The organism is Blautia sp. AM47-4, from assembly GCF_003479865.1.
Classification (GTDB): Bacteria; Bacillota; Clostridia; order Lachnospirales; family Lachnospiraceae; genus Fusicatenibacter; species Fusicatenibacter saccharivorans.
The window spans coordinates 79,223-105,190 of the sequence record NZ_QUHY01000012.1 but is presented as its reverse complement, the minus strand read 5'-3'; the positions used below and the strand labels follow the sequence as shown (position 1 = coordinate 105,190).

Sequence of the window (25,968 nt, the reverse complement as noted above, 5' to 3'; positions counted from 1 at the left end):
AATGGGAAAAGAAAGACCCAGAAAAAGGACGGTATATGTGGGACTTCTCCGTTATCAAAGACCTTTTGATGAATCCCGTCTACACCGGGGCGATTGCTTCCCAGAAAAAAGACTACCGTTTCAAAATCGGCACGATTGGGGAAAAGAAGCCGGAGGACTGGATTGTGGTGGAGGGACAGCATGAACCGCTGATTGACCGCATGAGCTTTGACATTGTGCAGAACAAGCTGAAATCTCGCCAGCGTCCGGGGCAGACCAATGAAATCAGCCTGTTTGCCGGATTGATAAAATGCGGCGAGTGTGGGAAGTCGCTGACGATACGCTACACAAACGCAAAACATCCCCAGCAGATTTATTCCTGCAAGACCTACAATGCCTTTGGAAAGAACCACTGCACCCAGCACCGGATTGACTATGACACCCTTTGCAGCCATGTGCTGCGGAAAATCAGGGAATGTGCCAGAGCTGCCCTGATGGACGGGGAAGCGGTTGCCGACCGCCTGACCAATACCTGTGAAACCGAGCAGCGGGAACAGCGGGAAGCAATGGAACGCTCCCTCACAAGGGACGAGGAACGGATTGAGGTTCTGGACAAAATGGTCATGCGGCTTTATGAGGATATGATTGCAGGGCGTATCAGTGAGCAGAATTTCAACACCATGCTGAAAAAGACACAGACCGAGCAGACGGAGCTTAAAACAAAAGTGTCCGAGGGCAGAAAGCGGCTGTCCGATGAAGTCCAGCTTGCCAATGACGCAAAACAATGGGTGGAAGCCATTCAGGAATACGCCAACATCACAGAGCTGGACGCAGCCACCCTCAACCGCTTAATCAAAGAAATCGTCGTGCATGAGCGCATTGACGAAGATAAAACAAGACACATTTCTATCGAAATTCATTTTAATCTCAAACCCATCCCGGAGGTGGAACAGGTCACTGCCTGACCTGTCCCGCCGGGACGGTTCTCTTAAAAACACCATATAGATTTTTTGTACGCCGCCGCCCGCCATCGAGCAGAGTTTTACACCTAATTGGGGATAAAACAGTTGATGGCCGGCGGCGGTGTCGCCCTCATCGGCATCACCCTTGTACCTCTGCTCTCCGGCCTGTTCGGTTGATCGTCTGGCGGTGATCGCTTATGGGCGGCATACTCGACAAACTCGATGAATGGCTCCGAGGACTGCTCATCGAGGGAATCACGGGAAACCTGTCGGGCATGTTCGATACGGTCAATACCAAAGTAGGCGAGATCGCCGGTGAAGTGGGACAGACGCCGCTGGCATGGAACAGCGGCGTCTTTTCTATGATCCGAAACCTCTCTGAAACGGTGATCGTTCCAATCGCCGGGGTTATCCTGACATTCGTAATGTGTTATGAGCTGATCCAGCTTGTGACAGAGAAAAACAATCTGCACGATGTAGATACCTGGATGTTCTTCAAGTGGATTTTCAAGACCTTCTGTGCCGTCCTCATTGTAACGAACACATGGAATATCGTCATGGGTATCTTCGATGTGGGGCAAAGCGTTGTGAACAGCAGCGCGGGCGTCATCATTGGGAATACCTCCATTGATATCAGCAGCGTCATCACGGATATGGAGGCGCAGCTTGAAGCCCTGGGCACGGGAGAACTGTTCGGGCTGTGGTTTCAGTCCCTTTTTGTGGGACTTACCATGAACGCCCTTTCCATCTGTATCATGCTTGTCATCTACGGCCGCATGATCGAGGTGTATTTGACGACTTCCGTTGGACCGATTCCGCTTGCCACTATGACAAACCGGGATTAGAGCCATACAGGACAGAACTACTTGAAATCCCTGTTTGCATTGGCGTTCCAGGCATTTCTAATCATGGTGTGCGTGGGAATCTACTCTGTTTTGGTACAGAGTATCGCCACGGACGGAAATATCTCAGGCGCGATATGGGCCTGCATGGGCTACACGGTCCTGCTGTGCTTCGCCCTGTTCAAGACCGGCAGCCTCTCTAAGAGCCTGTTCGGAGCGCATTAAGGAGGCTTGATAAATTGGCGTATGTAACCATTCCAAAGGATTTGACGAAAGTAAAATCCAAAGTGCTGTTTGGGCTTACCAAACGGCAGCTTATATGTTTCGGAGCGGCGGCACTCATCGGAGTACCGCTTTTCTTTTTGCTCAGACGCACGGCCAGCAACAGTGCCGCCGCGTTCTGCATGATTATCGTCATGCTCCCGTTCTTTCTGCTCGCCATGTATGAGCGGCACGGCCAACCCCTGGAAGTGGTGGCCGGACAGGTCATCCGCTGTATGTTCCTGCGGACGAAAGAGCGGCCTTACCGGACAAACAATTTCTACGCAGCCTTGGAGCGGCAGGCCCAGGCGGAAAAGGAGGTGAAAGCCATTGTTCAGAAAGCGAAAGCCAGAGCCGCAGGCACGGCAGGCGTCCAAACCCACGGTAAAGCTAACCGCCGCGGAAAAGCGTGAGATCAGCCGTATCCTGGAAACCGCCAGAGGTGACGGCAAGGTACATTCCGCACAGGATACCTTACCGTTCCGCCAGATGTACCCGGACGGCCTGTGCAAGCTGGACGATCACACCTGGTCGAAGTGTATCGAGTTCGAGGATGTGAATTATCAGCTTGCGAAACTTGACGATCAGACGGCGATTTTTGAAGCCCTCTGCGATATGTATAACGCCCATGACGCTTCTATCGGGATGCAGCTCTCCCTTGTGAGCCGCCGCATGAACCGGGAGGATTTTGTGAAGCGTATCGAGATCGCGGCGCAGGGAGATCACTTCGACCATATCCGTGAGCTTTACACGCAAATGCTCCGCAAGCAGCTTGAACGGGGCAACAACGGTCTTATCAAAACAAAGTACCTGACCCTCACCATCGAGGCACGGGACAGCAAAACCGCACGGGCACGATTTTCCCGAATCGTCATGGACGCCCTCAACCATTTCAAGGTCATGGGCGCTCTGGCAAAGGAGCTTGGCGGCAAGGAGTGGCTGGAAATGCTCCACGGCATCCTGCACCCGTACGGAGAACGGTTTGCCTTTGAATGGAGTTGGCTTGCCCCTTCCGGCCTGTCGGTCCAGGATTTTGTCGCACCTTCTTCTTTCCGCTTCGGTGAAGCAAGGAAGTTCACGATGGCGGATAAATTCTGTGCCGTGTCATTTCTGCAGATCAGCGCACCGGAAATGGATGACCGTATGCTCACCGAACTGCTGGATACGGACAGCGGGCTGCTTGTCAGCCTCCATATCCGCAGTATGGATCAGAACGAGGCAATCAAAACGGTCAAGCGAAAAATCACCGACATTGACAGTATGAAGATCGACGCGCAGAAAAAGGCGGTGCGGGAAGGTTTCGACATGGATATCATCCCCACCGATCTTGCCACCTACGCAGGCGAGGCAAAGAATATCCTCCGTGATCTGCAAAGCAGAAATGAGCGAATGTTTTTGATGACCTTCCTGGTGGTGAACTTTGCGGACAGCAAGCAAAAGCTGGAGAATGACCTTCTCCGTGCGGCAAGCGTGGCGCAGAAATATAACTGCTCCCTGGTGCGGCTGGACTTTCAGCAGGAGGACGGCTTCGTATCGGCTCTGCCCCTGGGTGTCAACCGCATTAAGATACAGCGCGGGCTTACCACTTCGGCGGTGGCGGTGTTCGTTCCCTTCACCACACAGGAGATTTTCCACGGCGGCGAGGCTCTCTACTACGGGCTCAATGCCACTTCCGGCAACATGATTCTTGCTGACCGCAAAAAGCTGAAAACGCCCAACGGCATGATCTTAGGCACACCCGGCAGCGGCAAGAGTTTTTCCGCAAAGCGTTCCATCGTTGGGGTATTCCTGAACACAAAGGACGATATCCTGATCTGCGACCCAGAGGCGGAATATTTTCCGCTGGTGAACCGTTTGGAAGGTCAGGTCATCAAAATCTCACCTACCAGTACGCAGTATGTGAACCCTATGGATATCAACCTCAATTACAGCGAGGATGATAACCCGCTGGCGTTGAAATCTGACTTTATCTTGTCGTTCTGTGAACTGGCGGCAGGCGGCCGGAACGGTCTGGAGCCAGTGGAAAAACGGTCATTGACCGTGCCGTGCGGATCGTGTACCGCCCATATATCGCAGACCCCCGCCCGGAGAATATGCCGCTGCTGGAAGATTTGTATGACGAGATCAAACGGCAGCCGGAGCCGGAGGCACAGCGGATCGCGGCGGCACTGGAACTGTATGTGCATGGCAGCCTGAATGTTTTTAACCACCGCACCAATGTGGATATCAACAACCGCATTGTCTGCTTCGATATCAAGGAGCTGGGAAAGCAGCTCAAAAGCCTGGGTATGCTGGTGATCCAGGACCAGGTATGGAACCGTGTTTCCCAGAACCGGGATCAGGGCAAATCTACCTGGTATTTCGTGGACGAGTTCCACCTTCTTCTGCGCGGTGAAGTTGGTTCCTGGAGTGTGGAGATTTGGAAACGCTTTCGCAAATGGGGCGGTATCCCCACGGGAATTACGCAGAACATCAAGGATCTGCTTTCCTCCCCGGAGATCGAGAATATCTTTGAAAACAGCGATTTTGTGTACCTTCTGAACCAGGCCAGCGGAGACAGGAAAATCCTCTGCGAGCGCCTGAATATCTCCAACCAGCAGGCGGCGCATATCAGCAACGCAGGCCCCGGCGAGGGGCTGATCTTCTTCGGTAATGTGATCCTTCCTTTTGTGGATGACTTCCCGAAGGACAACGAGCTTTACAGCATTATGACGACAAAACTTGGTGAAACCGGGAAAGGAGAAAACGAACATGAATGATCCCCGCTATTTGCATACAGAAGAAAAACAGGAGGGCGAAACCTTCTTTGATGTGATGAACCGGCTGATTGCCAGAAGCAAGGCGGTCACGGCGGATATGGAGGCGGTCCTTGCGGAGCTGGAAAGTGAGATCGAACCGTTCCGTGCGCCGAAGGACTATGAATAAACTGACCCATGTGAGCCTGTTTTCCGGCATTGGCGGTCTGGACCTGGCGGCGGAGGCTGCCGGGTTTGAAACCGTCTGCCAGTGTGAGTGGGCGGATTTTCCGCACTCCGTCCTTTCCGCACGATGGCCGGATGTTCCCAGGTTCCGGGATATTACTACTTTCACGAAGGAGGCGTTTTTTGAAAAAACAGGACTTGAAACAGTTACCGTTATCTCAGGCGGCTTTCCCTGTCAGCCCTTCTCCACCGCCGGAAAACGGAAGGGCTTTGCGGATGAACGCTACCTGTGGCCGGAAATGTGCCGCGTTATTACCGAGCTGCGGCCCCGTTGGGTGCTTGGGGAAAATGTTGCTGGCTTCATCAATATGGGGCTCGACAAAACGATCTTTGACCTGGCAAAAGCGGGATACGCTGTTCTCCCATTCGTATTTCCGGCTTGCGGCGTCGGCGCATGGCATGAGCGCCAGCGAACTTTTATCGTCGCGGCTGATGTTTCCCACACCCCTTGCCTCCGACAACAACACCGCCAGGGACGCGGCAAGCCTGGATGTGTTCCTGTCGGACAATGGGATATTCCGCAAGAGGAACCGAAACGGGGCGATCTGGAGCCTGAGCCTGTCGGCGGCGGTATTCTATCTGACCCCGGTGGCGTCGGACGGTTTCCGCTCGACCTTGAAGCCGTCGGCCTTCGATCCATCGAAGAAGGACGGGAACCTGTCGGCGCAGATCATCTCTCAGGAACAGCCGGTTTCCGAAACGGCGGCGCTGAACCCGGATTGGGTGGAATGGCTCATGGGCTTCCCGAAAGGATGGACGGACGTATCCTCTGGACCGCCGAACCGGAAGGAATCCCCCGCATGACCGAGCGCATGGATGACCGGGCGCTGCGGCTGAAAACATTGGGAAATGCGGTTTGCCCGCCCCAGGCCTATCCCATTTTCCGCTATATCGCCATGATTGAGAATGGCACCTGCGGTAACTTCTGCCCCTATGGAAAGGAAGGTGACTGCCTATGAGGGAACTGAAAGCGACCGATAAGATCACGCAGAAAATGACCCGTGACGGTGCGGTATCGGAAAACCTTGCCACGGGCGAGGTGGAACATATCAGCAGCCGGGAGCCGGAAACGGAGCTGTCCGTTTCTTCGGAAGAATCCGCTGGCGCTGCGGCTGATCTTGCCCTGCGTGCGGCGGAACGCCATGAGAGGAAAGCCGCACGAAAAGCGGAAAAGGCTGACACCCAGGCGGTACGGGATGGTTCTGCCGCAAGGCAGCGCCCGTCCTCCCGTCTGCAATTCACCGAGGAAGAACGTGTCGATCCCGCACTTGGGAAGTACATCGACCGTTCCGACCGTGCGGCGGACAGGCTGGACGCGGCAAAGGCCGCTATCCCTACAAAGAAAGTTCTCCGTATCGAGCGTGTTTTTGACGAGACAGCCGGAAAAGGCAAAATGCAGCTTCACTTTGAAGAAGTGGAGAAACGCCCCAACGGACGATTGCGGCACAATCCGCTTTCCCGGCCGGTCCATGAGATCGTCCACGCTGCCCATGCGAAGGTGCATGAGGTGGAACAGGAAAATGTGGGTGTTGAGGCCGGACACAAGGGCGAGGTGCTGACGGAGCGTGGGCTTGCCTACGGAAAAGGCAAAGTCCGTGCCGCCGTCCACCATCACCTCACAAAGCCCTGGCGTGACGCGGCGAAGGCAGAGCAGGCTTCTTTTAAGGCAAACGCCGACTACCTTTACCAAAAGGCACTGCATGATGATCCTGCATTGGCGGCTTCTAACCCGGTATCCCGCTTTCTGCAGAAACAGCGGATCAAGCGGAACTATGCAAAGGAGTTGCGACAGGCGGAGAAAACCGCAAAGAATACCGCAGCCACGGCGAAAAGTGCGGCGCAAAAAGCAAAGGACGCCTTCAAGGAAACTTTCCTCTACATCAAGCACCATAGCCGTGCGGTGCTACTGGTGATCGGCATTGGCGCCTGTGTTGCCCTGCTGTTTGGCGGGGTATCTTCCTGTTCCATGATGGCGGGCTCCGGCGTGGGCGGCGTGTTCACTTCCTCTTATCTCTCCGAGGATGCGGATATGCTGGCTGCGGAGGCGGCCTACTGCGAATTGGAGCAGGAACTTCAATATGAGCTGGACCACTATGAGGCTCTGCACCCCGGATATGACGAATACCGTTTTGATCTGGACGAGATCGAGCATGACCCTTATGTGCTGATTTCCATTCTCACGGCGTTCCATGAAGGGGTGTTCACCATCGACGAGGTTCAGGCGGAGCTGCAAATGCTCTTTGAAAAGCAGTACATCCTGACGCAGACCGTGGAGGTGGAGGTACGCTATCGGACGGTGACCCGGACGGACAGCGAGGGAAATGACTATGACGTGGAAGTACCGTATAACTACTATATCTGCAATGTGAAGCTGGAAAACTTCGATCTTTCCCATGTGCCGGTCTACATCATGGACGAAGAAACACTTTCCTTGTATGCGGTCTATATGGCAACGCTGGGAAACCGGGAAGATTTGTTCCCCGGCTCCGGCTATGTAGACAAGTACACCAAACCGCCCACCACCTATGATATTCCGCCTTCCGCACTGGAAGATGAAACCTTTGCAGCGCTCATTACCGAGGCGGAGAAGTATATCGGCTATCCCTATGTCTGGGGCGGCAGCAATCCAAACACTTCTTTTGATTGCTCCGGATTCGTGTCCTGGGTGCTGACGCAAAGCGGCGTCTGCAATACGGGCAGGCTGGGAGCCCAAGGACTCTACAATATTTCCACCCCGGTATCCTCTGCCAACGCAAGACCCGGCGACCTGATCTTTTTCGTCGGCACTTACGATACACCGGGCGTTTCCCATGTGGGTATCTATGTGAGCGGCGGGAAAATGCTGCATTGCGGCGACCCCATTCAGTATGCAGATATCAACACAAGCTATTGGCAATCCCACTTTTACGCTTTCGGGCGACCGCCCTACAACTAAAAAACGATATGGAGGTAATTTGATTTATGGCAACGACACAGAAGATCCGCAATGACATTGCGAAAACCAAAGAAAAGATCGCGGAACAGCAGAAACGCCTTCGTGCGCTGGAGGCCCAGCTTGCGGAGGAAGAAAATCTGGAAATCGTCCGCATGGTGAAAGCCGTGAAGATGGACAACAAGGAGCTGACCGCTTTCCTGAAAGCCTATGCCAGCGGCATGATCTCCCTGCCGGAAGGTATGCTGCAGGAGGGAGACACCGAGAATGAGGAAACGGAGGGATACGAGGATGAAGCATAACTTTATGACAAAAATGGCATCGGCTCTTTTGGCGGTAGTGCTCAGCACTGCCGCTTTTTCTGTCACCGCCTTTGCCAGCGGCGGCGAGGAAACCACGGAGTCCGTGGCTGAACAGGAAACGGCTGGGGATGTTTCTGATCTGCTTTCCGCTCTGGCAGGCAGCCAGGTCACGGTATCCGTCACCGAGGACGGTATCCAGTTCAGTTCCGGCGAAAATGACTCCGGGCAGACCGGCACCGTCACCACGGGCGGCGGCAATCTAAATGTCCGCACTGGCGCCGGAATGGATTATACCGCCTTCACCCAGCTTCCCAACGGAACGACCGTGAAGGTGATCGGCACGGACGGCGACTGGCTGAAGGTCATCCTGCCGGAAAAGGTCGGATATGTCTATTCCGGCTACATGACGGTAAGTGACGGCGAGGCTGGTCCCGGAGAAGGTTCTTTCTCTCTGGATGCGGAAACACTGGAAAATCTGCTGGGGATGCTGGGCGGTGGTTTGAATGACGGTGCCGCCCTGACGCCGGACGGGAACCTTTCGCTGATTGACGATATCGGCAGTCCGACCGCCAGCGGCAAGCAGTTTATTACAGTGGAAACGAAGAACGGCAATGTGTTCTATCTCATTATCGACCGTGACGATGAGGGCGAGGAAACCGTGCATTTTCTGAACCAGGTGGATGAAGCCGATCTCATGGCGCTGACGGAGGATGGGGAAAAGGCGGAAACGCCCATTGTCTGCACCTGTACGGAAAAGTGCCAGGCCGGAGCGGTCAATACCGCTTGCCCGGTCTGCGTAAAGAACCTTAGTGAATGTGTTGGCACGGAACAGAAAGCTGCGGAACCCACCGAACCGGAGAATCCGGAACCCGAAAAGAAAAGCAATGCCGGGGTGATCCTGGCGGTGCTGCTGATCCTTGCAGCCGGAGGCGGCGCGGCGGTCTATTTCCTGGTGCTGAAACCGAAGCAGGGAAAGAAAGTTCCCGCTGATCTGGATGATTTCGACCTGGAGGATGAAGAAGAATATCTGACTGAGGACGAGGAAACGGAGGAAAAGAATGAGTAAACTGATTATCGCAGAAAAACCGAGTGTGGCAAAATCTATCGCATCGGCCCTGGGTGCTTCATCCAGGGCCGACGGCTTTTATGAGGGCAGCGGCCTTCTTGTGTCCTGGTGTGTAGGGCACCTGGTATCCCCGATGGATGCTGGCGGCTATGACGAACGTTTCAAGAAATGGCGCTATGATGATCTTCCCATTCTGCCGGAGTCGTTCCGCTATGTGCTGGCACCAGGCAAGGAGGATGCTTTTGAAAATCTCCGTGCCCTGATGGACCGCCCCGATGTGGATACCATCGTCAATGCCTGTGATGCCGGGCGTGAAGGGGAACTGATCTTCCGTCTGGTGTATGAAATGACCGGCTGCCGCAAGCCGGTCCTTCGCCTCTGGATTTCCTCGATGGAGGACAGCGCTATCCGAGAGGGTTTTTCTGATCTGCGCCCCGGCGCCGACTATGAAGCCCTGTATCAATCTGCCCTCTGCCGCCAGAAAGCGGATTGGCTGGTGGGAATCAACGCCACGCGCCTTTTCTCCGTTCTCTATCACCGTACCCTGAATGTGGGCCGTGTTCAGACCCCCACACTGGCAATGCTGGCGGAGCGTGACGCGAAGATCACGCTGTTCCACAAGGAAAAATATCATCTGCTGCGCTTGACGCTGAACGGAGCCGAAGCGGTGTCGGAGAAGTTCACTGATCCGGCGGAGGCGGAACAGGCAGCGGCTATGTGCAAGGGTGTGACCGTCACCTGTACTTCCGTCACGAAGGAGCAGAAAAAGGAGCAGCCGCCGAAGCTCTATGATCTTACCACCTTGCAGCGTGAAGCGAACCGCCTGTTCGGATACACGGCGAAGCAGACCCTTGACTACGCCCAGAGCCTCTACGAAAAGAAGCTGCTGACCTATCCCCGCACGGACAGCCGGTATCTGACCTCCGACATGGCGGAAACAGCCTCCTGTGTGATCCACCTGGCGGCGAAGCTGCCGCCCTTTGATGGCTGCTCCAACTTCTTCCCGCTGGTGGAGACCATGATCTCCGACAAGGATGTATCTGACCACCATGCTATCATCCCGACTATGGAGATTGAAAAAGCGGATTTGAAATTGCTCCCCGTTGGTGAACGAAACCTTCTGCTGTTAGTCTGCTGCAAGCTGCTGTGTGCATCGGCGGAGCTGTATGTGTATGAGGCGGTCACGGCCACCTTTGATTGCGGCGGCTATTCCTTCACCGCAAAGGGCAAGCGCATCCTCTCCGAAGGCTGGCGGGAGATCGACCGCATTTTCCGTGCCTTTCTGAAAGAAAAGCCTGCGGATGGGGACGGCGGCACGCTCCCGGACTTCACCGAAGGGCAGATTTTTGACAGTGCGGAAATTGCTGTTACCGAGCATTTCACCCAGCCGCCGAAGACCTATACCGAAGATACCCTCCTGTCCGCGATGGAGAACGCAGGCAAGGATGATATTCCCGATGAGGCGGAGCGAAAAGGACTTGGCACGCCTGCGACCAGGGCGGCCATCATCGAAAAGCTGGTGGCAGCCGGATTTGTGGAACGCAAGGGCAAGAGCCTGATCCCCACAAAAGCCGGTATCAACCTTGTCACGATTCTGCCGGAGCCACTGACCTCTCCCATGCTGACAGCGGAATGGGAACAGAAATTGACGGAGATCGCAAAGGGCGGCGCTGACCCGGATACCTTCATGGACGGTATCCGCACGATGGTTCAAGAGATCGTGTCCACCTATTCCTGCATTTCCGAGGATGGCAAAAAGCTGTTTGCCCCGGAGAAGGAAATGATCGGTACCTGCCCCCGCTGCGGCCAGCCGGTTTATGAGGGTAAGAAGAATTTTGCCTGTTCGGATCGCTCCTGCGGTTTCGTCCTCTGGAAAAATGACCGCTTCTGGACGAGCCGCAAGAAGGAGCTGACAAAGAAGATGGCAACGGACCTTCTGAAAAAGGGTCGCACCAATGTCAAGGGAATGTGGTCTGAAAAGAAACAGGCTGCTTATGACGCTGCGGTAATCCTGGACGATACGGGCGGCAAGTACATCAATTTCAAGCTGGAATTTCCGAAAAGAAAGGTTGGTGCTGATGGCAGAAAATAAGACTTTGGAACATTTACCCGAAGTGAGGGCGGCGGTGGCTGCCCTCTCCCCGGAGGACCGGGAACTGTTGGCGGCGGTGCAGGCCTCGCCCTTCAAGCTGACAACACCAGAACAATTTAAGGAGTTCGTGGACAACATCGACTATTTCGTATTTGAGCCCAACATCCACGATCTGAACGATCTGGGCTGGCGGTATCTGGCACAGCACATAGATACGCCGTTACCCCCGGAACTTCTGAAAGCAATCGACCCTGTTCCTTTTGGCAAGTACGCCATGCAGGAGGAACAGGGGCATTTTACGGAACACGGATACATTTCTCTCTCCGGCGACAAGTGGGAACAGGAACGCCCTGCGAAGCTGGAGAAAAAGCCTTCCATCCGGGAACGGCTGGAACAGGGCAAAAAGGAATGTGCGGAAAAACACAAGGCGCAGCCTTACAAGGAAAAGCTGCGCCGGAACTGTAAGGAGGTGCTGATATGCCATATTACGATCACGACAAGGATTATCCCTTTGCCGCCTTTATCACTAATCTTGGGAAGTATAATGAGGGCGAGCTTGTGGGCGAGTGGGTGAAGTTTCCCACCACCGCCGAGGAATTGAAGGAAGTATTTAAGCGGATCGGGATCGGCCAGAAGGATGACTTCGGCAATCCCTATGAGGAATGGTTCATCACGGACTATGACTGCTATGTGGACGGTCTTTACAGTAAGCTGGGCGAATACGAGAATCTGGACGAGCTGAACTATCTGGCGTCCAAGTTGGATGAAATGGACCAGAGCGATTATGCGCGGTTCCAGGCCGGTATGGAGATGGGCGACCATTGCGGCAGCGTGCAGGAGATCATCAACCTGACGGAAAATCTGGACTGCTATGAGATTTACCCCAACATTGAGGACTATGACGATCTGGGGCGCTATTACATCGAAGAACTGGACGTTATGCAGGTGCCAGAGCATTTGCAGAATTACATCGACTATGAGGCCTACGGCCGGGACGTTGCGTTGGAGGAAAACGGCACCTTCACGGATCAGGGCTATGTGCGTGATACGGGTGACAGTTCCATGAGTATTACGACGGTGAGCGCGGCAGTATCCCCGACGAATACCGGGTGATGACCTTCCAGGACAATCTTCCCGAAGAAGAAAAATCCGAGTGGGCTATGGATATTGCCTTTGACATGGACGAGTTTTTCCGTCAGAACGATCCGCAGTATGCGGCGGAGCACCCGGAGGCACACGCCGCAAAGGAAGAACTTTACGAAAACCTGATGGTCGGACGCATTTCCGCTTTGGATGAAAAGCTGGCAGCACTGGGGCAGACGCAGGAGGACTATCTTCCTTCGGAGATTGAAAAGTTCAAGGACGCCACGGGCTATGAGGAATTTCTTGATTTTGACCCGGCGGAGGTCAAGGCAGCTTTGGAGGACCCGGAGAAGTCCCATGCGGGTGAAATGCTGTCCGCTGCGGAAAGGGCTGCCGCGGAAAAGATGACTGTGCTTGTAGTGGAACCTATGAAGGAACCCTATGTGAAGGAGATCGACCCCAACCTTCGTTCCCTGCAGGCAGAGGTTGGCGGTGATATTGGAGCGACCTATCCCTATTCCGACCCGGTGGCGCTGGTCTGCAATGATGAAGGGAAGCTCATCGGGCTTGATCTGAACCGTGGACTGCGGGATGAAGATGGAGAAATTTATGATATCGTAGCAGGGACTTTCCTGGTGGTTGGACTTGGTGAGGAAGATTTCGCCTCCCTGTCCCCGGAACTGATTCAGAAATACACGGAACAGTTCAAAACGCCGGAACGATTTATGCAGATCAATGGCAATATTGTTGTTCTCCCTGTCCCGGCAGAGAAGCAAGACCTCACTTATCTGCCAGACCGTTTTGAAACTGGCGAACGTGTGCAGACACCGAGGGGAAGCTTTCAGGTGACGGCTATGAGCCGGGAGCAGATGGAGGCGGCCGGTTACGGTGTCCACCATATTTCCGATGATGGAAAGTATCTTATCATGGGAAACGGCACACGGGCCTTTGCCGTGGCAGCGGAACAGCCGGAAAAGGACAATCCTCTCCGCACCGCTGAAATGACGCTGGAGGATGACTACGGCATGATAGACGGTGTTATCAACAACGGCAGACGCGGCGAGGAATTGGAAAAAGCTCAGGAGTACACAGAACGGACAACGCCGGAGAAGCCTTCCATCCGCGAGCGGTTGGAGGATGCCAAACGGGAATGTGCCGAGCATAAGCCCCAGGAGGTCAAAAAGCCCGGCCGTGATGTGCCGGAGCACGACTGCCTATGAGCCGAAGCAAGAAGTGGAGGTTGGAATGGGCGTTCTTCCTGGGTGAGAACGGCAGGCGGCAGTATAACCATATCTGTAAAAAATGTGTTCACGGCTGCAAGCAGAGTTTCCGGGCGTGTCTGGTCGCTTGTCCGCATTACAATTCCAAACGGTCTAAAATATGTGAAGATAAGGGGGCGAAAAACGCAGAATAATTCCCTGTATTCGTATTTTCAATGGGAGCCTTTATGATTTCTCATGTGTCGGTCTGCTTGCTGGCACATAGAGAAAATGGCTCGATTCCAAACACTTTCTGATACACAAAACGGGAGTACAGCTTTTCGGTTCATCCGATTGGCTGTACTCCCGCTTTTTCTTTTTGCTATCATCAAATTACTTTAACACGGTTCTGTTGTTTGAACAGGGGTACAAATTGTACCTCCGTTGAAAAGGAATTTCCATAGTATTTTCTCATTAGGATTGGATAGGAAAGGATGGATAGCCGCCGCAGTAGGCGTTGTGGGAATGTGCGTAAACTGTCAGAATTGCGAGGCTGTGGGAAAGCTGTTTGCAGGCCTGTGGGAAAAGGCTTGTCTTTTTCCATCAGGTTGTGAATGGTTTTTCCATCGGCACGAGCGGCAGTTTTCCATATTTCCATGACGCAAGAAAATCATCCAACAATCAGCCGGTACACCGTCAGCGGCACATACCACACCGCCACGATCAGCCGCCATGCCAGGACGAAACCACCAATCACGCCGCCGATAATAAAGTTCAATGCAAACAAGGCGATTCCTCCACCCAGGGAGCCGCCGCCCGGCACGATCCAGAGGCACATCCGATGGAGGCCAAACGGCAGCCCGCAGAGTATCCAGAGCCATACATAGTCAACCTCTCCGTTCTTCACGCAGGCAGATTTGAAGATACAATACAGGATCAGTGCCACGGTCACGGGCAATACGCTTTTGAAGAAAAATGCTTTGATTGCTTCGCTTCTTGTCATCGGTAAAACCTCCTTCCGCAGTTCCATTATACAGGATGCCGGGAGCTGCGCCCAGCGTCTTTCAATGAAATTTATTCCAGTTCATGCCGCCGCTGTTGTTCCTGTTCCTTTGCAACGGTCAGCAGCGCATCCACATTTTGCTTGACGGTCTCGTATTCCTGGGCTTCGGCTCTTGCGGCTTTATATTCAGCAAGGAGCCGTTCCTTTTCTGCGTTGAGATTAGCAAGCTCCGTTTTCATGCTTTCCGTTGTCGGCAGCGGCACAGTCCCCAGCCGTTTTATTCTCTGGCGGCCGCTTCAAAAAGGATGATCTCGCTCTCATGCCCCCGCAGAAACTTTTCTTTATCATTCGATTTACGGTATCTTTCATAAAGCGGCTTTAGCTGACGGTAAGTTCCGGCATGCTTCATCACAAGGGCAAGTTCGGCACTTCTGCTTTCTATCCGCTTGATCTCTGCATGAGCGGTATCCCTGCGTGCGGATACTGCGGTCAATTTGCTTTCCAGTTCTCCATAACTGCTTATCCCATGTTCCGTCAGGAAATTCATGGTCTTGGCGGCCTGTTTCAGATTGTTCAGCTTCGCCCAATGGGTGAAGCCTGCACTCTGCTGTGCCTTGATGTTGTTCTGGATATCAATGAGCAGGCTGATCTTTCCGTTCCGCTGTTTCGGCTGGCGGGAAGGTCTGGAACGTCCGGCAATCCGGGCGGCAAGGGCTTCTTCGGTGTAGTCCACACCCAGGGTTTTCAGACGGGTGAATCGTTCCTGATCCGGCGCTCTGGCGGAGATATATTTGCCCCGCTTGATCTCATAGCCTTCTCTCTGCAGGCGACGAAGCAGTTCTTCTAAATCGGAACAGGCTGGCAGAAGCCGGTCAATGGCAGCTTTCAACTTTGCCTTATAGCTGGTGCCGTTCTGTGCAGCCTGATGTTCAATATAGCTCTTGCCCTTGTCCTGTCCTGGGATGATGACAGACAGACCGTGTTCCTTGCAAAGCCGGTCCGAAGTGCGGCGGATATAGTGATAACTCCGCTTGTTGGAATGATAGTGCTTGTGATCCGCAAAGCTGACCGTATTGAAAATCAGGTGGTTATGAACATGATCTTTGTCTATGTGGGTGGTAAGGACAAATTCATACTTGCCGCCCAGGATTTCTTTTGCAAGTTCCATGCCTATTTCATGGGCCCGCTCCGGCGTGACCTCCCCAGGCTGAAAGGCTTGGATCAGGTGGCGGCCCAGGTTCGTTCCCTTGTCGATGGCATGGCGGCGGGTCCAGGAAAATTCGATATCCGCAGTTTCGGCGGCACAGCCATAGGAAGAAACAAGCAGCTTTCCGTCCGTCTTTTCCGGGTTGCAGATATAGTCAATGGCTGCTTTCAGCGTTGATTTGATAGGATGTGTCTTTGTAACTGCCATATCTCGTCCAGCCTTTCCCGTATCTCGTCCATGTCGGCCTGATACGCAGGACCTCCGGCGTTGATCCGCTTGGCTATCTGGTTGATGTTCCGGCCGATGGCAGAAAGCTCTTTGGTAAATGCCTTGATATCTGCGGTGTCCGTATAGATGATATATCCGTCAATCGCCATCTTTCGGAGGTATGCACCATATCTGCGTGTGGGGAGCTGGCTCATTTTCTCGTCTATGAGCCGTTTTTCATCCTCCGTAACATAGAATTTCATTTGGATATTCCGTTTTCGATTTGCCATGCGCCGCCTCCGTTCTTTATAAGGGTTTGGGACTATCCCAACAAGCAATTTTGAATTTTCGGGCAAGGGACCTGAAAATCTCAAAATTCGCAAGCGGGTACTCGCTTGCTGTGCTTGCTACCGTATCTTATCCCTACTTATAAAGCGTTGCGGAAGCCCCAAAATGCCCACAAAATAAGAAAAACAGAGGATGTTCAGACACCCTCCGTTTCTTCATTCGGCTTTTCAATTTTTAAGGCCCCGTCAATGGCACCTTCCACGATAGGCAAATACTGTTCCGGGCAGAGTTTTAACTTCTGTCCGACCCGCTGGCGCAGCTCGCTTTCCTCTCGCATGACCTCTGGATTGAAATATCTCTCCATCGGCAGGCCGCAGATTTTTACAAGCTGAATGATGACCGGCAGGCTTGGGATCGTGCCCTCGTTTTCGATGTTGGCAAGATACCTGGTATCAATGTTCACCTTTTCGGCTAAATCTTTTCGTGCAAGGTTCTTCGCCTTCCGTGCTTCTTTTACATCTGCACCGAAGGTTTCAAAGCCAGGGCAGTCTTCAACTTTTGCCATTCAACATCACCCACATACATTCTATATTTCATAGTCTGCACATGGAATGATGTGATATCCATTCTTCATACACTTTATATTTCATATCTCGGTATTGCTATCATTCGGCTAACCGTATATAATAATGACAAAGGATTTTTTACGGGAGGATAGCAAAATGCTTGAATATATCTCTGCCCCAGAAGCGGCAAAAAAGTGGGGCATTTCCGAACGACGGGTTCAAAAGTTGTGCGAAGAAAACCGAATACCGGGTGTTGCAAAATTCAGCCGTATGTGGTTGATACCAAAGGACGCTGAAAAGCCTGTTGATGGAAGAACGAAAAAGTTGAGAAATTTTTGAGATTTTCATGCGATACTATATGCTTGCAAAAGGAGGCGTTGATTTGTGAACGAAAAGCTACTCATCGTTGATGATGAAAAAGGCATCGTTGATGTTCTGAAAAGCTATTTTGAAATGCAGAGCTTTGTGGTCTATACGGCGTATGATGGCGAAACAGCATTGAAACAGGCGGCTTGCCATCCTGATCTTGTGCTGCTGGACATCAATATGCCCGGCATGGACGGACTTATCGTATGCGAGAAAATCCGCAGCCACATTTCTTGTCCCATCTTATTTTTGACGGCCAGAATAGAAACCGCCGATAAGATCAAAGGGTTTCAGGTTGGAGCGGATGACTATATCATAAAGCCGTTTGACATTGATGAATTAGGCGCAAGGGTCGCTGCACACTTGCGGCGGGAAAACAGAAAGCAGGGGCAATCCGAACTCCGCTTTTTCTCTGAAATGGTGATCGACTACTCTAAACGAGAGGTATCTATCAACGGAACGCCTGTCAACTTATCAAAAAAGGAATTTGACATTGTGGAGCTGCTTTCACTGAACGCTGGGCAGGTATTTGACCGGGAACGGATTTATGAAGCTGTGTGGGGACTTGATGGCGAAGGCAACAGTGATACCATTATGGAGCATATCCGAAAAATTCGAAGCAAGTTTACTGCCTTGTCGCATCACAGTTATATCGAAACAGTTTGGGGGGTGGGTTACAAATGGAATGGATAAAAAATATGAGCCTGAAAAAGTCCTTGTTCACGCTGACGCTCATCAACCTATTGCTGGCATTAAGCCTTTCGGCTGTTGTTTTTGTGGGCTGCACAAAATTGAGTGCAGTATTCGCCCCATCTGGCGTGCAAATTATCGTTGGAGCAGATTCCACAATAAAGACAGAGTTTCCGGAACCGGTAGTAGGAGCAACCGCAGTTAGAAATGCGTTGGCCATTTTTCAGTTCGTTTTGCCGATGCTATTCTTCATTGTCGCTTTGATATTAACTGCATCTCTGTTCTATCGCTGTAAGCTGAAAGAGCCACTTGCTATTCTTATGGATGGAGCAAACCGCATGATGGAGAATGATTTGGACTTTACCATTCCATCCGTGTCTGGGGACGAGCTGGGACAGCTCTGTGTTGCATTTGAAACCATGCGGCAATCGCTATTGAACAGCAACCGCGAGCTGTGGCGGCAAACTGAGGAACGGAAACGGCTGAACGCCGCGTTCTCCCACGATCTCCGAAACCCGATAACGGTCTTAAAAGGCTCGGCAAAAATGGCAAAACAGTGTGCAGATAGCGGCAATACGCCGCAGCTCATGGATAATCTTGAGCGCATGGAAGCCTATACAGGGCGCATCGAACGCTATGTAGAAACTATGAGCAAGGTTCAACGGTTGGAGCAGGTGCAGCCGGAAAAAGTGACTTTTGACACCGCTGCGCTGAGTGCCGATTTGGAAAGAGCCCTTGGCTTTTCCGCAGCCGATCATGGAAAGCAGCTTTACTTTCACGGTCTATCCGCAGGCAGCACTGTCACACTGGATAAAGGGATGTTGTTTCAAGTTGCTGAGAACCTTACAACAAATGCTCTCCGATTTGCAAAAGAGAATGTTTCGGTAGAACTCTCCATAGAGGGCGAAAATCTGAAACTGGAAATTGCGGATGATGGCGACGGATTTCCGGCGGAGTTTTTGAAAAACGGCATCCAGCCGTTCCGCAAAGGTACGGAAGAAGCGGAGCATTTGGGCATGGGACTTTATATCTGCGATCTTCTTTGCCGCAAACACGGCGGTACGTTGAAAATCGCAAATACCGATATCGGGGCTGTTGCCTCCGCTATTTTGAAAATCTCATAACTCTTGAGCGTTTTTTGAGATTTGCCTTTTATACTCTCCTTATCAAACCGATAAGGAGAGTTTTTCATGGATATTCAAGTAAACGATGTTTCCAAAATCTACGGTACAGGCGAGAACAAAGTCGTTGCGCTGTGCCATGCAAATATGACAATCCACTCCGGTGACTTCATCTCCATTATGGGGCCGTCAGGCAGTGGCAAAAGTACGCTGCTTCACATCATCAGCGGATTGGATACGCCAACTTCCGGCAAGGTGTTGTATGGCGATACTGACATCCATCACGGCAGTGACAAGGAGTTATCGGCGTTCCGCCGCCAAAAGATCGGCTTCATCTTCCAGCAATTCAATCTGCTCCCGGTGCTGACAGCGCAGGAGAATATCATCATGCCGCTGCTTCTCGACAAGCGCCAGCCGGACAATGCCTATTTACAGGAGATCGCAGCCTTTTTAGGGATCGACAGCCGTTTGAACCATCTGCCCCATGAACTGTCCGGCGGGCAGCAGCAGCGCGTGGCAATCGCCCGCGCTCTGATTACAAAACCAGACATCATCTTTGCTGATGAACCTACGGGAAACCTTGACAGCAAAAGCGGCGGCGAGGTCATGAAAATGCTCTGCGATCTTCGGGCGAAAATGAAAAAGACACTTATTGTCATTACTCACGACCCTCATATTGCAGAAATGGCAGAGCGTCGTTTTACCATCATTGACGGAGTGCTTTCGGAGGTGACAGTAAGATGAAATCCTATTTAGCTCTTACATGGAAAGAACTAAAAACGCAAAAAATTACAGCGACTTTAATCCTGATTGCAGTTATCATGTCAACGATCATAACAACCGTTGTTGGTCAGTCCATTGGAATTTTGCAGTCTATGAGAATAGAGCAGGCTGCGAGCCTAAACGGAAACCGATATGTAACATTTCATCAACTCAGCAGGGAACAAGCACAGAAACTCCACGAGGATGATCGAGTATATGATGTAGGAGATACCGTCTTTGTAGGCAGCACAACCCTTGGTAATAGCAGCCTGAACTTGTATCTCAGAGAGTATCATGACAACGCTTTGGCGATGTACCCAGCAATCAGCAAGATAAAAGAGGGGCATTTGCCGGAGAAAGCAAGTGAAATTGCATTATCAGAGGATAGCTTGAGGTATCTTGGATTAGATGCTGCGGTTGGAGATACCGTTTCTTTGGATGTGCGCGTATCTGTTATGGATGGTTCACTTCCTGAATTTGAATATTGCGGAAAATTCATATTAACGGGTATTCTTGAAAGCAGCTATATCGGCTATTCAACAGGTACAGTTGAAGGAATTGTAGGAAACGGAACCGCAGAAAAACTATTACCAGAAAAATATCTGCTTTATTCTACTGACTTTAAGACCCATGACAAGAAAAACTTTCAGAGCATCGTTTATGATCTTGCGAAGAACTTGGATGTAGAGGATCGGTATATCCAATATAACTGGATTCTTCTTGATGCTGTCGGTATTTCTTATGATGAGACATCCAACAGTGATGCTGGTGCAGGTTTTTCCTTTATGACGGTGGCGTGTGTTTTGGTAGGCTTGTTGGTTTTGTTTGCAGCCGGACTGGTAATTTATAATATTCTAAAAATTTCCATTACAAAACGAATTAAAGAATATGGAACACTTCGTGCAATCGGCGGAGAGCGTGGACAAATCTATCGTCTTGTTTCCTTGCAGCTCCTGATCCTTTGCGGAATCGGTATTCCGATTGGGCTGGTACTTGGCACATTAGCAGCAAAGGCTACGCTAATTGCTGCTACGGGTGCTCTCAATCCTGATATATTCATGGCAAATAGTGTTTCCGAATTAAACGAAGCAATCAGCGCTGCCAGTACGGTAAAATTCCCCATGCTCCTTGCAAGTATTGCGGTCACACTTTTATTTGCGCTAATGGCTGCCTTTCCAGCTGCTCGGTACGCATCGCGTGTATCCCCGACAGTTGCTATGTCTGGCCAGTCTGTTAAGATCAAACGCCGCAGGAAAAGAAATCACAAAATCTACAATTTTGAAGCCTACTATGCAAGACTCAATTTGAAACGCGGGCGTGGCAGGACGCTTCTTACAATACTGTCTCTTGTTATGAGCATTACCGTCTTTGTTGCTCTGCAGAGCTTTACTGGGCTGCTTGATGCCAGCAGTTCGATTCAGGATATGTATTTCAGCGATTATGCTGTTACAAATGAAACATCAGGTATTCCGGCAGAAGCTATAAGCACATTGGAGGCAAACGACACTGTAAAAGACATTTCCACTGTCAGGCTTTCTGTATTTACGCCGGGTGCTGGTGACGAACTTCCCTTTGAAACAGATTTGTCCGTGCAGAGCCACGAAACTTTTCAGCTTGTCAATATTGACGATGGGCTATTAGAAATCTACGCTCCCAATCTTTCTGATCAGGATAAGCAGGCGCTAAATAATGGAACAGGCTGCCTTGTCAAAAATCCTATTCCCTTTTCTTACGGGGATATGCCTGTGGAGCATACGGAGCTTTCTATTGGTGATACGATCCAGTTGGGCAGCAGGGCGCTTCGTGTGATAGGGATAATTGATACTCCTATTACAATCAACAATGAAGGTTTCACCAACGGTGTGCAACTTATCGTGAACGAAGAAATATATTGCTCGCTGATGCAGGATGATACCTATTCTGAAATCTATTTGACATTGCAGGATGGCGTAGATACGAATTCTTTTGAAAGTATATTGGATGATTGGTGCAGCAAATATCCGGGTGCTCACTGGCTTTCTTACCTTGAAAGCAGCAATGAAATGGCAGAGAGTTTTGAACAAATCAAAATGCTTTGCTGGGTACTGATTATCTTTATTGGCATCATTGGCATATTGAATATCATAAACACCGTTTACAGCAACATCCATACACGTGTCAATGAAATTGGTATGCAGCGGGCTATTGGCATGAGTGCCGCAAGCCTTTATAAAACATTCTTGTGGGAAGGTGCCTATTACGCTATCTTTGCCTCTGTGATTGGCGCAGTGCTGGGCTATGTCTGCTGTATCTTTGTCGGGGCTGCAAAGACGGATGCCTTACAACTGGTTGCCGTTCCCGTTATTGCGATTATAGAGGCTGCTGTGGTTTCTGTTGCTGCCTGTCTGCTGGCAACGGCGATCCCGCTGCACTCTATTGCAAAAATGAACATTGTTGAAACAATTGAGAATATCGAATAACACCTGAGCAAAAGCCGTCCGGCTTTGCAAAGATGACGGCGGCTTGAAAATATTGCATTTCAGGCCGCCGTTTTCCTTTTGAAAAAATGGATTTACGGAGGGTGTGATAAAGTCGCCCTTTTTTAAGGATACGGCGGTGTCCGAGGAGGTATCGCCGTGTCATTTTTGCCTTTTTGCAGTGCCCATGATCTGCACCAGCTAAAAAAAGCGTAGCCCCTCCGTCGGAGTCGTCCGGCTTTGGATATGAACTATACCATGCAAGTAATCTTCTTTATAAAACATTTCTGCGTCCAGCAGGTCCGTTGCGACTTGCTGGGCGCTTTTTGCTGTTTTCCGAGGACAAGCCCGCCTCGAAAAAAATTTTTGATAAATTTTCAAAAAGGAGGCTTTTAGCGGGTAGCGAGCGGCTTTGCGTTCGCCTTGTTAGCGGAAAGGGAGAAACCCACCTCATTCCCCCAGGAAAGGGGGTGAAAAGATGGATATGATCCCCCGCAATGACTATGGCGAGCGGTGCCAGTTCGATGCTTACTGCAAGCTGGTACTGTACCATGAGGCAATCGACTACCTCCGGGAAATGCAGAGGCGCCGTGACAGGGAACTGTCATTCAGCGACCTTCCGCAAATGGAGATAGACAAGCTCTGCGTTGTAGATCATTACCCCAGTGACAGATTTACATTCTCGTCCCACGGGTATGACCTACATATTGAAAACGAGCTTGTGGCTGATGCCTTCGCCGGTTTGTCTGTTCAGGAGCAGAGTATTTTGGTTCTGCATTTTGTTTTGGACCTGCCGGATCAGGAGGTTGGCCGCCTTGTGGGAATGTCCCGCAGCGCCGTGCAGCGGCGACGGGCAAAATCACTCAATGAGCTGCGGATCAAATTGGCTGCACTCATGCCGAAGGGAGGTTAAAGAAACGATGAAGCCTACATACAAGAGCAAGGAGCTTCTTCCTCTTTCGGTGATCGACGCCGCCCGTGATGGGGATTCCCAGGCTGTGGATCAGGTGCTTCGGTACTATGAGGCTATATCAACAAGCTCTGCACCCGGACACTTTACGATCCTGACGGCCAGCCCCATGTTCGGGTGGACGAATACATGAAGCGCCGATTGGAGATCAAGCTCATTCATTCCATTGTCAGCATGAGTTGACAAGCCCGGTCTGAAAGCGAAAACAGCTTACCCTTTCCCTGTTTCCTCTCTTTCGTGGCCGGAGGCAGCACCTTGACAAAGAAAGCCCGTTGGGAGGCCAACGCCGCAGTATAAGGCAAACGGATACATTCCTGTTTGTGCCGAGCCATACGGCCGGTGCGCCATGACCTCGTTTCAAGTCCGCAGGACGGGACCACTGTAACGGGCGAGCGAACAGCGCCAGACCGCAAAGCAAGCGTGGCAGCTTGTGGGCGATGACACACGGGCAGGGTTAAAGATACTCGCGCATTGAACGCCCACAAAGCATTGTGCGCCGCACCCATCAGCATGGGCCGGGGTGAAACTCCCGTGGAGCTGTGCCAACAGCCGTCCGTAAGCCTACTTTTCTTTTTTGAAAGTTTATGGATAGATCGTAAACTTTTCAATTAGCAGCAGACAAACACGGAGCAGCACGGTAAAATGATGGTGGAAGTTATATTACCCACACATATTCGTGCTGTTCCTTTTCATAACTGAAAGGGGGTTCTCATGTCTCAAACATGGAACGGCACGAAGAAAGAAACCCCTGAAAGAAGGACATATACGGTTGACGATATTGCTCAAATCCTGGGCATTGGAAGAACTTCCGCATATATCCTTGTAAAAGAAGGGCACTTCAAAATCGTGCGAATTGGTAACGCCATACGCATTTCCAAGCGGTCATTTGACGAGTGGCTTGACTCCCTCGACCTGTGATCCAAGAAAGGAAGAACGATATGGCATCTATAATCAAGCGAAAGAAAAACTATTCCGTTGTTTACAACTATGTGGACGAAAACGGAGAAACCAAACAGAAGTGGGAAACCTGGCATACCCACAAAGAGGCCTTGAAGCGCAAGGCGGAAATCGAAAATCAGCAGCACACGGGAACTTTTCTCCCACCAAGCAATCAGACGATCACCGAATTCCTTTATGACTTCGTATCTCTTTACGGAGAAAAGAAATGGGGCGTGTCTATGTATGACAGCCAAACGGCGCTGATTGCGAACTATATCAATCCGATCATCGGTGATATGGAGGTACAGGCGGTTACTCCCCGTGCGGTTGACGGTTATATCCAGACCTTGCAGAAAACCAAGTCGGTGTCTACCAAGACCCGAAAGGCTGTTACCACCTATGTCAGCGACAAGACCATTGAAAAGATCATCAAGCTCCTGCGGTGTGCGTTTAAGCAGGCGGTACGATGGGAAATCATTGCAAGAAATCCCTTTGACAATGTGATCCTCCCGAAAACGGAGTATGCGAAACGAGATATCTGGACGGCGGATATGATCCGCCTTGCCCTGGACAAATGCACGGACAGCAAGCTCTATGTGGCAATGAACCTTTCCTTTGCCTGCTCTCTGCGTATGGGTGAAATCCTGGGGCTGACCTGGGAAAACGTCCATATTTCCGATGAAGATATTGCGGCGGATAATGCCTATGTCTACATCGACAAGGAGCTGACACGGGCTTCCAAACGGGCGATTGAAACGCTGGGTGAGAAGGATATCTATTACATCTTCACTCCGCTCATGCCGAACACCAGCACAAGAATTATCCTGAAAAAGCCGAAAACCGATTCCAGTATCCGTAAGGTGTGGCTGCCGAAAACGCTGGCTTACATCCTGCGGGAATGGAAGAAGTCCCAAGACGAGTTGAAAGGCTTCCTGGGCGACGAGTATCAGGACTTCGATCTGGTGGTGGCACTTCCCAATGGACGGCCCTGCGAGGATCGGATCATCCTCAAAGAGTTTGCAAAGCTCCGTGAGGACGCAGGGCTGCCGAAGGTGGTCTTTCATTCTCTCCGTCATTCCAGTACCACCTACAAGCTGAAACTGAACCACGGTGATCTGAAAGCTACCCAGGGCGATACAGGCCATGCCGAGATCGACATGATAACCAGTATCTATGCTCACATTCTGGACGAGGATAGAAAGGTCAATGCTCAGAAATTCGAGACAGCTTTCTATGCCAAGCCTGATCTTCGCAATGTCCGTCCGCCGGAGGAACCGGCAAAATCGGAGCCTGCGACCCTGGACCTTGAAAGCCTTGTGGAGCAGCTTCAAAAGTCGCCGGAGCTGGCAAGTGCGCTCGCAGCCCTGATAGCGGCGCAAGCCCGGCAAAGTGATCCGAAAAATCGAATTAGCAAAACGCAGAATTTTCTTAGCAAATTTCTGAAAAGCGTTCGAGTCCAATTAGCAAATATACATCATGCGGCGTATAAAAATCTCCCGGTAACGGAAGTGAAATTACCTGGAGAAGGAGGAACAAAAAAACGCTGCAAACCCCGAAAAAAGGCTTGCAGCGGTGCTTTCTGGCGTCCCAGAGAGGATTTGAACCTCCGACCCCACGCTTAGGAGGCGTGTGCTCTATCCAGCTGAGCTACTGAGACATTTTTAAGATTTATGCAATTTTCATTGCTCGAAGGA

At 51.4% G+C, this 25,968-nt stretch carries 22 protein-coding genes, 1 tRNA gene and 6 pseudogenes; 24 read left to right on the top strand and 5 right to left on the bottom strand.

The window, feature by feature from the left end; genetic code table 11:
- The 15 genes and pseudogenes from DW965_RS09920 to DW965_RS22540 all read left to right on the top strand — a co-directional run.
- Positions 1-944: recombinase zinc beta ribbon domain-containing protein (locus tag DW965_RS09920; protein WP_119198345.1), on the top strand; the 944-nt coding region annotated here is incomplete at its 5' end.
- A 90-nt stretch (positions 945-1,034) separates the two neighbouring features.
- A pseudogene (locus DW965_RS09915) lies at positions 1,035-1,118 on the top strand (Maff2 family mobile element protein); the annotation flags it as partial.
- Between the two features lie 20 nt (positions 1,119-1,138).
- Positions 1,139-2,008 (top strand): annotated as a pseudogene (locus DW965_RS09910) (VirB6/TrbL-like conjugal transfer protein, CD1112 family).
- A gap of 14 nt (positions 2,009-2,022) precedes the next feature.
- Complete coding sequence (locus tag DW965_RS09905) at positions 2,023-2,457, top strand: PrgI family protein (RefSeq protein WP_117761392.1); 435 nt, start codon at positions 2,023-2,025, stop codon at positions 2,455-2,457.
- Positions 2,375-4,803 (top strand): annotated as a pseudogene (locus DW965_RS09900) (VirB4-like conjugal transfer ATPase, CD1110 family). The gene DW965_RS09905 and the pseudogene DW965_RS09900 overlap by 83 nt, the downstream one beginning before the upstream one ends.
- Positions 4,796-4,969, top strand: a complete 174-nt coding sequence (locus DW965_RS19340) for a hypothetical protein (RefSeq protein WP_181983161.1) — start codon at positions 4,796-4,798, stop codon at positions 4,967-4,969. Before DW965_RS09900 ends, DW965_RS19340 begins: the two are co-directional and overlap by 8 nt.
- Complete coding sequence (locus DW965_RS09895) at positions 4,962-5,984, top strand: DNA cytosine methyltransferase (RefSeq protein WP_117761391.1); 1,023 nt, start codon at positions 4,962-4,964, stop codon at positions 5,982-5,984. The genes DW965_RS19340 and DW965_RS09895 overlap by 8 nt, the downstream gene beginning before the upstream one ends.
- Complete coding sequence (locus DW965_RS09890) at positions 5,981-7,960, top strand: C40 family peptidase (RefSeq protein ID WP_117761390.1); 1,980 nt, start codon at positions 5,981-5,983, stop codon at positions 7,958-7,960. The genes DW965_RS09895 and DW965_RS09890 overlap by 4 nt, the downstream gene beginning before the upstream one ends.
- A 26-nt stretch (positions 7,961-7,986) precedes the next feature.
- A complete protein-coding gene (locus DW965_RS09885; protein ID WP_055266785.1) occupies positions 7,987-8,259 on the top strand; it encodes a DUF4315 family protein in 273 nt (90 codons plus the stop codon).
- Entirely contained in the window at positions 8,249-9,325 is a 1,077-nt protein-coding gene (locus DW965_RS09880; RefSeq protein WP_055266787.1) for a CD1107 family mobile element protein, read from the top strand. The genes DW965_RS09885 and DW965_RS09880 overlap by 11 nt, the downstream gene beginning before the upstream one ends.
- A complete protein-coding gene (locus tag DW965_RS09875; protein ID WP_117761389.1) occupies positions 9,318-11,417 on the top strand; it encodes a type IA DNA topoisomerase in 2,100 nt (699 codons plus the stop codon). The genes DW965_RS09880 and DW965_RS09875 overlap by 8 nt, the downstream gene beginning before the upstream one ends.
- Positions 11,404-11,991 carry a hypothetical protein gene (locus DW965_RS09870; protein ID WP_243036561.1) on the top strand — a complete coding sequence of 196 codons (588 nt, stop codon included), beginning with the start codon at positions 11,404-11,406 and terminating at the stop codon, positions 11,989-11,991. The genes DW965_RS09875 and DW965_RS09870 overlap by 14 nt, the downstream gene beginning before the upstream one ends.
- On the top strand, positions 11,895-12,530 hold the full coding sequence (locus tag DW965_RS21255) for an antirestriction protein ArdA (protein ID WP_330421092.1): 636 nt from the start codon (positions 11,895-11,897) through the stop codon (positions 12,528-12,530). The genes DW965_RS09870 and DW965_RS21255 overlap by 97 nt, the downstream gene beginning before the upstream one ends.
- Positions 12,530-13,150: pseudogene (locus DW965_RS22545) on the top strand (DUF3846 domain-containing protein); the annotation flags it as partial. The gene DW965_RS21255 and the pseudogene DW965_RS22545, both read left to right, overlap by 1 nt.
- Positions 13,151-13,267: 117 nt before the next feature.
- Positions 13,268-13,720 (top strand): annotated as a pseudogene (locus tag DW965_RS22540) (DUF4316 domain-containing protein); the annotation flags it as partial.
- 649 nt (positions 13,721-14,369) lie between these two features.
- Here DW965_RS22540 and DW965_RS09855 read toward each other — a convergent pair.
- The 4 genes and pseudogenes from DW965_RS09855 to DW965_RS09840 all read right to left on the bottom strand — a co-directional run bounded on the left by DW965_RS09855 (position 14,370) and on the right by DW965_RS09840 (position 16,969).
- On the bottom strand, positions 14,370-14,702 hold the full coding sequence (locus DW965_RS09855; protein ID WP_113999337.1) for a DUF6050 family protein: 333 nt from the start codon (positions 14,700-14,702) through the stop codon (positions 14,370-14,372).
- 71 nt (positions 14,703-14,773) lie between these two features.
- Positions 14,774-16,116: pseudogene (locus DW965_RS09850) on the bottom strand (relaxase/mobilization nuclease domain-containing protein).
- Positions 16,077-16,406, bottom strand: coding sequence for a MobC family plasmid mobilization relaxosome protein (locus DW965_RS09845; RefSeq protein WP_016300376.1), 330 nt, complete (start codon positions 16,404-16,406; stop codon positions 16,077-16,079). Before DW965_RS09845 ends, DW965_RS09850 begins: the two are co-directional and overlap by 40 nt.
- A 194-nt stretch (positions 16,407-16,600) precedes the next feature.
- Positions 16,601-16,969, bottom strand: a complete 369-nt coding sequence (locus DW965_RS09840) for a helix-turn-helix transcriptional regulator (protein WP_117492189.1) — start codon at positions 16,967-16,969, stop codon at positions 16,601-16,603.
- Positions 16,970-17,126: 157 nt separating this feature from the next.
- Between DW965_RS09840 and DW965_RS09835 the strand changes: the two genes are divergently transcribed.
- From DW965_RS09835 to DW965_RS09795, 9 genes are all read left to right on the top strand, one after another.
- Positions 17,127-17,309 (top strand): helix-turn-helix domain-containing protein, encoded by a 183-nt coding sequence (locus DW965_RS09835; protein WP_117761384.1) that lies wholly within the window; start codon positions 17,127-17,129, stop codon positions 17,307-17,309.
- 45 nt (positions 17,310-17,354) lie between these two features.
- The gene (locus DW965_RS09830; protein WP_117761383.1) at positions 17,355-18,029 is read left to right on the top strand and encodes a response regulator transcription factor; all 675 of its coding nucleotides are present in this window, start codon (positions 17,355-17,357) and stop codon (positions 18,027-18,029) included.
- Between the two features lie 5 nt (positions 18,030-18,034).
- Positions 18,035-19,150, top strand: a complete 1,116-nt coding sequence (locus tag DW965_RS09825; protein WP_158582833.1) for a HAMP domain-containing sensor histidine kinase — start codon at positions 18,035-18,037, stop codon at positions 19,148-19,150.
- 66 nt (positions 19,151-19,216) lie between these two features.
- Positions 19,217-19,891, top strand: a complete 675-nt coding sequence (locus DW965_RS09820; RefSeq protein ID WP_117761381.1) for an ABC transporter ATP-binding protein — start codon at positions 19,217-19,219, stop codon at positions 19,889-19,891.
- On the top strand, positions 19,888-22,368 hold the full coding sequence (locus tag DW965_RS09815; RefSeq protein WP_117761380.1) for an FtsX-like permease family protein: 2,481 nt from the start codon (positions 19,888-19,890) through the stop codon (positions 22,366-22,368). The genes DW965_RS09820 and DW965_RS09815 overlap by 4 nt, the downstream gene beginning before the upstream one ends.
- Positions 22,369-22,843: 475 nt before the next feature.
- Positions 22,844-23,278, top strand: coding sequence for a sigma-70 family RNA polymerase sigma factor (locus DW965_RS09810; RefSeq protein ID WP_117761379.1), 435 nt, complete (start codon positions 22,844-22,846; stop codon positions 23,276-23,278).
- A gap of 117 nt (positions 23,279-23,395) precedes the next feature.
- Entirely contained in the window at positions 23,396-23,518 is a 123-nt protein-coding gene (locus tag DW965_RS22535) for a helix-turn-helix domain-containing protein (protein ID WP_442857826.1), read from the top strand.
- 528 nt (positions 23,519-24,046) lie between these two features.
- On the top strand, positions 24,047-24,253 hold the full coding sequence (locus tag DW965_RS09800; protein WP_005541444.1) for a helix-turn-helix domain-containing protein: 207 nt from the start codon (positions 24,047-24,049) through the stop codon (positions 24,251-24,253).
- A gap of 20 nt (positions 24,254-24,273) precedes the next feature.
- Positions 24,274-25,896, top strand: a complete 1,623-nt coding sequence (locus DW965_RS09795; RefSeq protein WP_330421093.1) for a site-specific integrase — start codon at positions 24,274-24,276, stop codon at positions 25,894-25,896.
- On the opposite strand, the gene DW965_RS09790 is transcribed toward DW965_RS09795, so the two are convergent.
- Positions 25,855-25,931 (bottom strand) — tRNA-Arg (locus DW965_RS09790). The two genes, DW965_RS09795 and DW965_RS09790, sit on opposite strands and share 42 nt — an antisense overlap.
- Between the last annotated feature and the right edge of the window lie 37 nt (positions 25,932-25,968).

What these genes read in the sequence shown, in the direction of transcription:
- DW965_RS19340 (WP_181983161.1), top strand. Translation starts at nt 4,796, where the DNA reads ATGAATGATCCCCGCTATTTGCATACAGAAGAAAAACAGGAGGGCGAA.
- DW965_RS09895 (WP_117761391.1), top strand. Translation starts at nt 4,962, where the DNA reads ATGAATAAACTGACCCATGTGAGCCTGTTTTCCGGCATTGGCGGTCTG.
- DW965_RS09890 (WP_117761390.1), top strand. Translation starts at nt 5,981, where the DNA reads ATGAGGGAACTGAAAGCGACCGATAAGATCACGCAGAAAATGACCCGT.
- DW965_RS09885 (WP_055266785.1), top strand. Translation starts at nt 7,987, where the DNA reads ATGGCAACGACACAGAAGATCCGCAATGACATTGCGAAAACCAAAGAA.
- DW965_RS09880 (WP_055266787.1), top strand. Translation starts at nt 8,249, where the DNA reads ATGAAGCATAACTTTATGACAAAAATGGCATCGGCTCTTTTGGCGGTA.
- DW965_RS09875 (WP_117761389.1), top strand. Translation starts at nt 9,318, where the DNA reads ATGAGTAAACTGATTATCGCAGAAAAACCGAGTGTGGCAAAATCTATC.
- DW965_RS09870 (WP_243036561.1), top strand. Translation starts at nt 11,404, where the DNA reads ATGGCAGAAAATAAGACTTTGGAACATTTACCCGAAGTGAGGGCGGCG.
- DW965_RS21255 (WP_330421092.1), top strand. Translation starts at nt 11,895, where the DNA reads ATGCCATATTACGATCACGACAAGGATTATCCCTTTGCCGCCTTTATC.
- DW965_RS09855 (WP_113999337.1), bottom strand. Translation starts at nt 14,702, where the DNA reads ATGACAAGAAGCGAAGCAATCAAAGCATTTTTCTTCAAAAGCGTATTG.
- DW965_RS09845 (WP_016300376.1), bottom strand. Translation starts at nt 16,406, where the DNA reads ATGGCAAATCGAAAACGGAATATCCAAATGAAATTCTATGTTACGGAG.
- DW965_RS09840 (WP_117492189.1), bottom strand. Translation starts at nt 16,969, where the DNA reads ATGGCAAAAGTTGAAGACTGCCCTGGCTTTGAAACCTTCGGTGCAGAT.
- DW965_RS09835 (WP_117761384.1), top strand. Translation starts at nt 17,127, where the DNA reads ATGCTTGAATATATCTCTGCCCCAGAAGCGGCAAAAAAGTGGGGCATT.
- DW965_RS09825 (WP_158582833.1), top strand. Translation starts at nt 18,035, where the DNA reads ATGAGCCTGAAAAAGTCCTTGTTCACGCTGACGCTCATCAACCTATTG.
- DW965_RS09820 (WP_117761381.1), top strand. Translation starts at nt 19,217, where the DNA reads ATGGATATTCAAGTAAACGATGTTTCCAAAATCTACGGTACAGGCGAG.
- DW965_RS09815 (WP_117761380.1), top strand. Translation starts at nt 19,888, where the DNA reads ATGAAATCCTATTTAGCTCTTACATGGAAAGAACTAAAAACGCAAAAA.
- DW965_RS09810 (WP_117761379.1), top strand. Translation starts at nt 22,844, where the DNA reads ATGGATATGATCCCCCGCAATGACTATGGCGAGCGGTGCCAGTTCGAT.
- DW965_RS09800 (WP_005541444.1), top strand. Translation starts at nt 24,047, where the DNA reads ATGTCTCAAACATGGAACGGCACGAAGAAAGAAACCCCTGAAAGAAGG.
- DW965_RS09795 (WP_330421093.1), top strand. Translation starts at nt 24,274, where the DNA reads ATGGCATCTATAATCAAGCGAAAGAAAAACTATTCCGTTGTTTACAAC.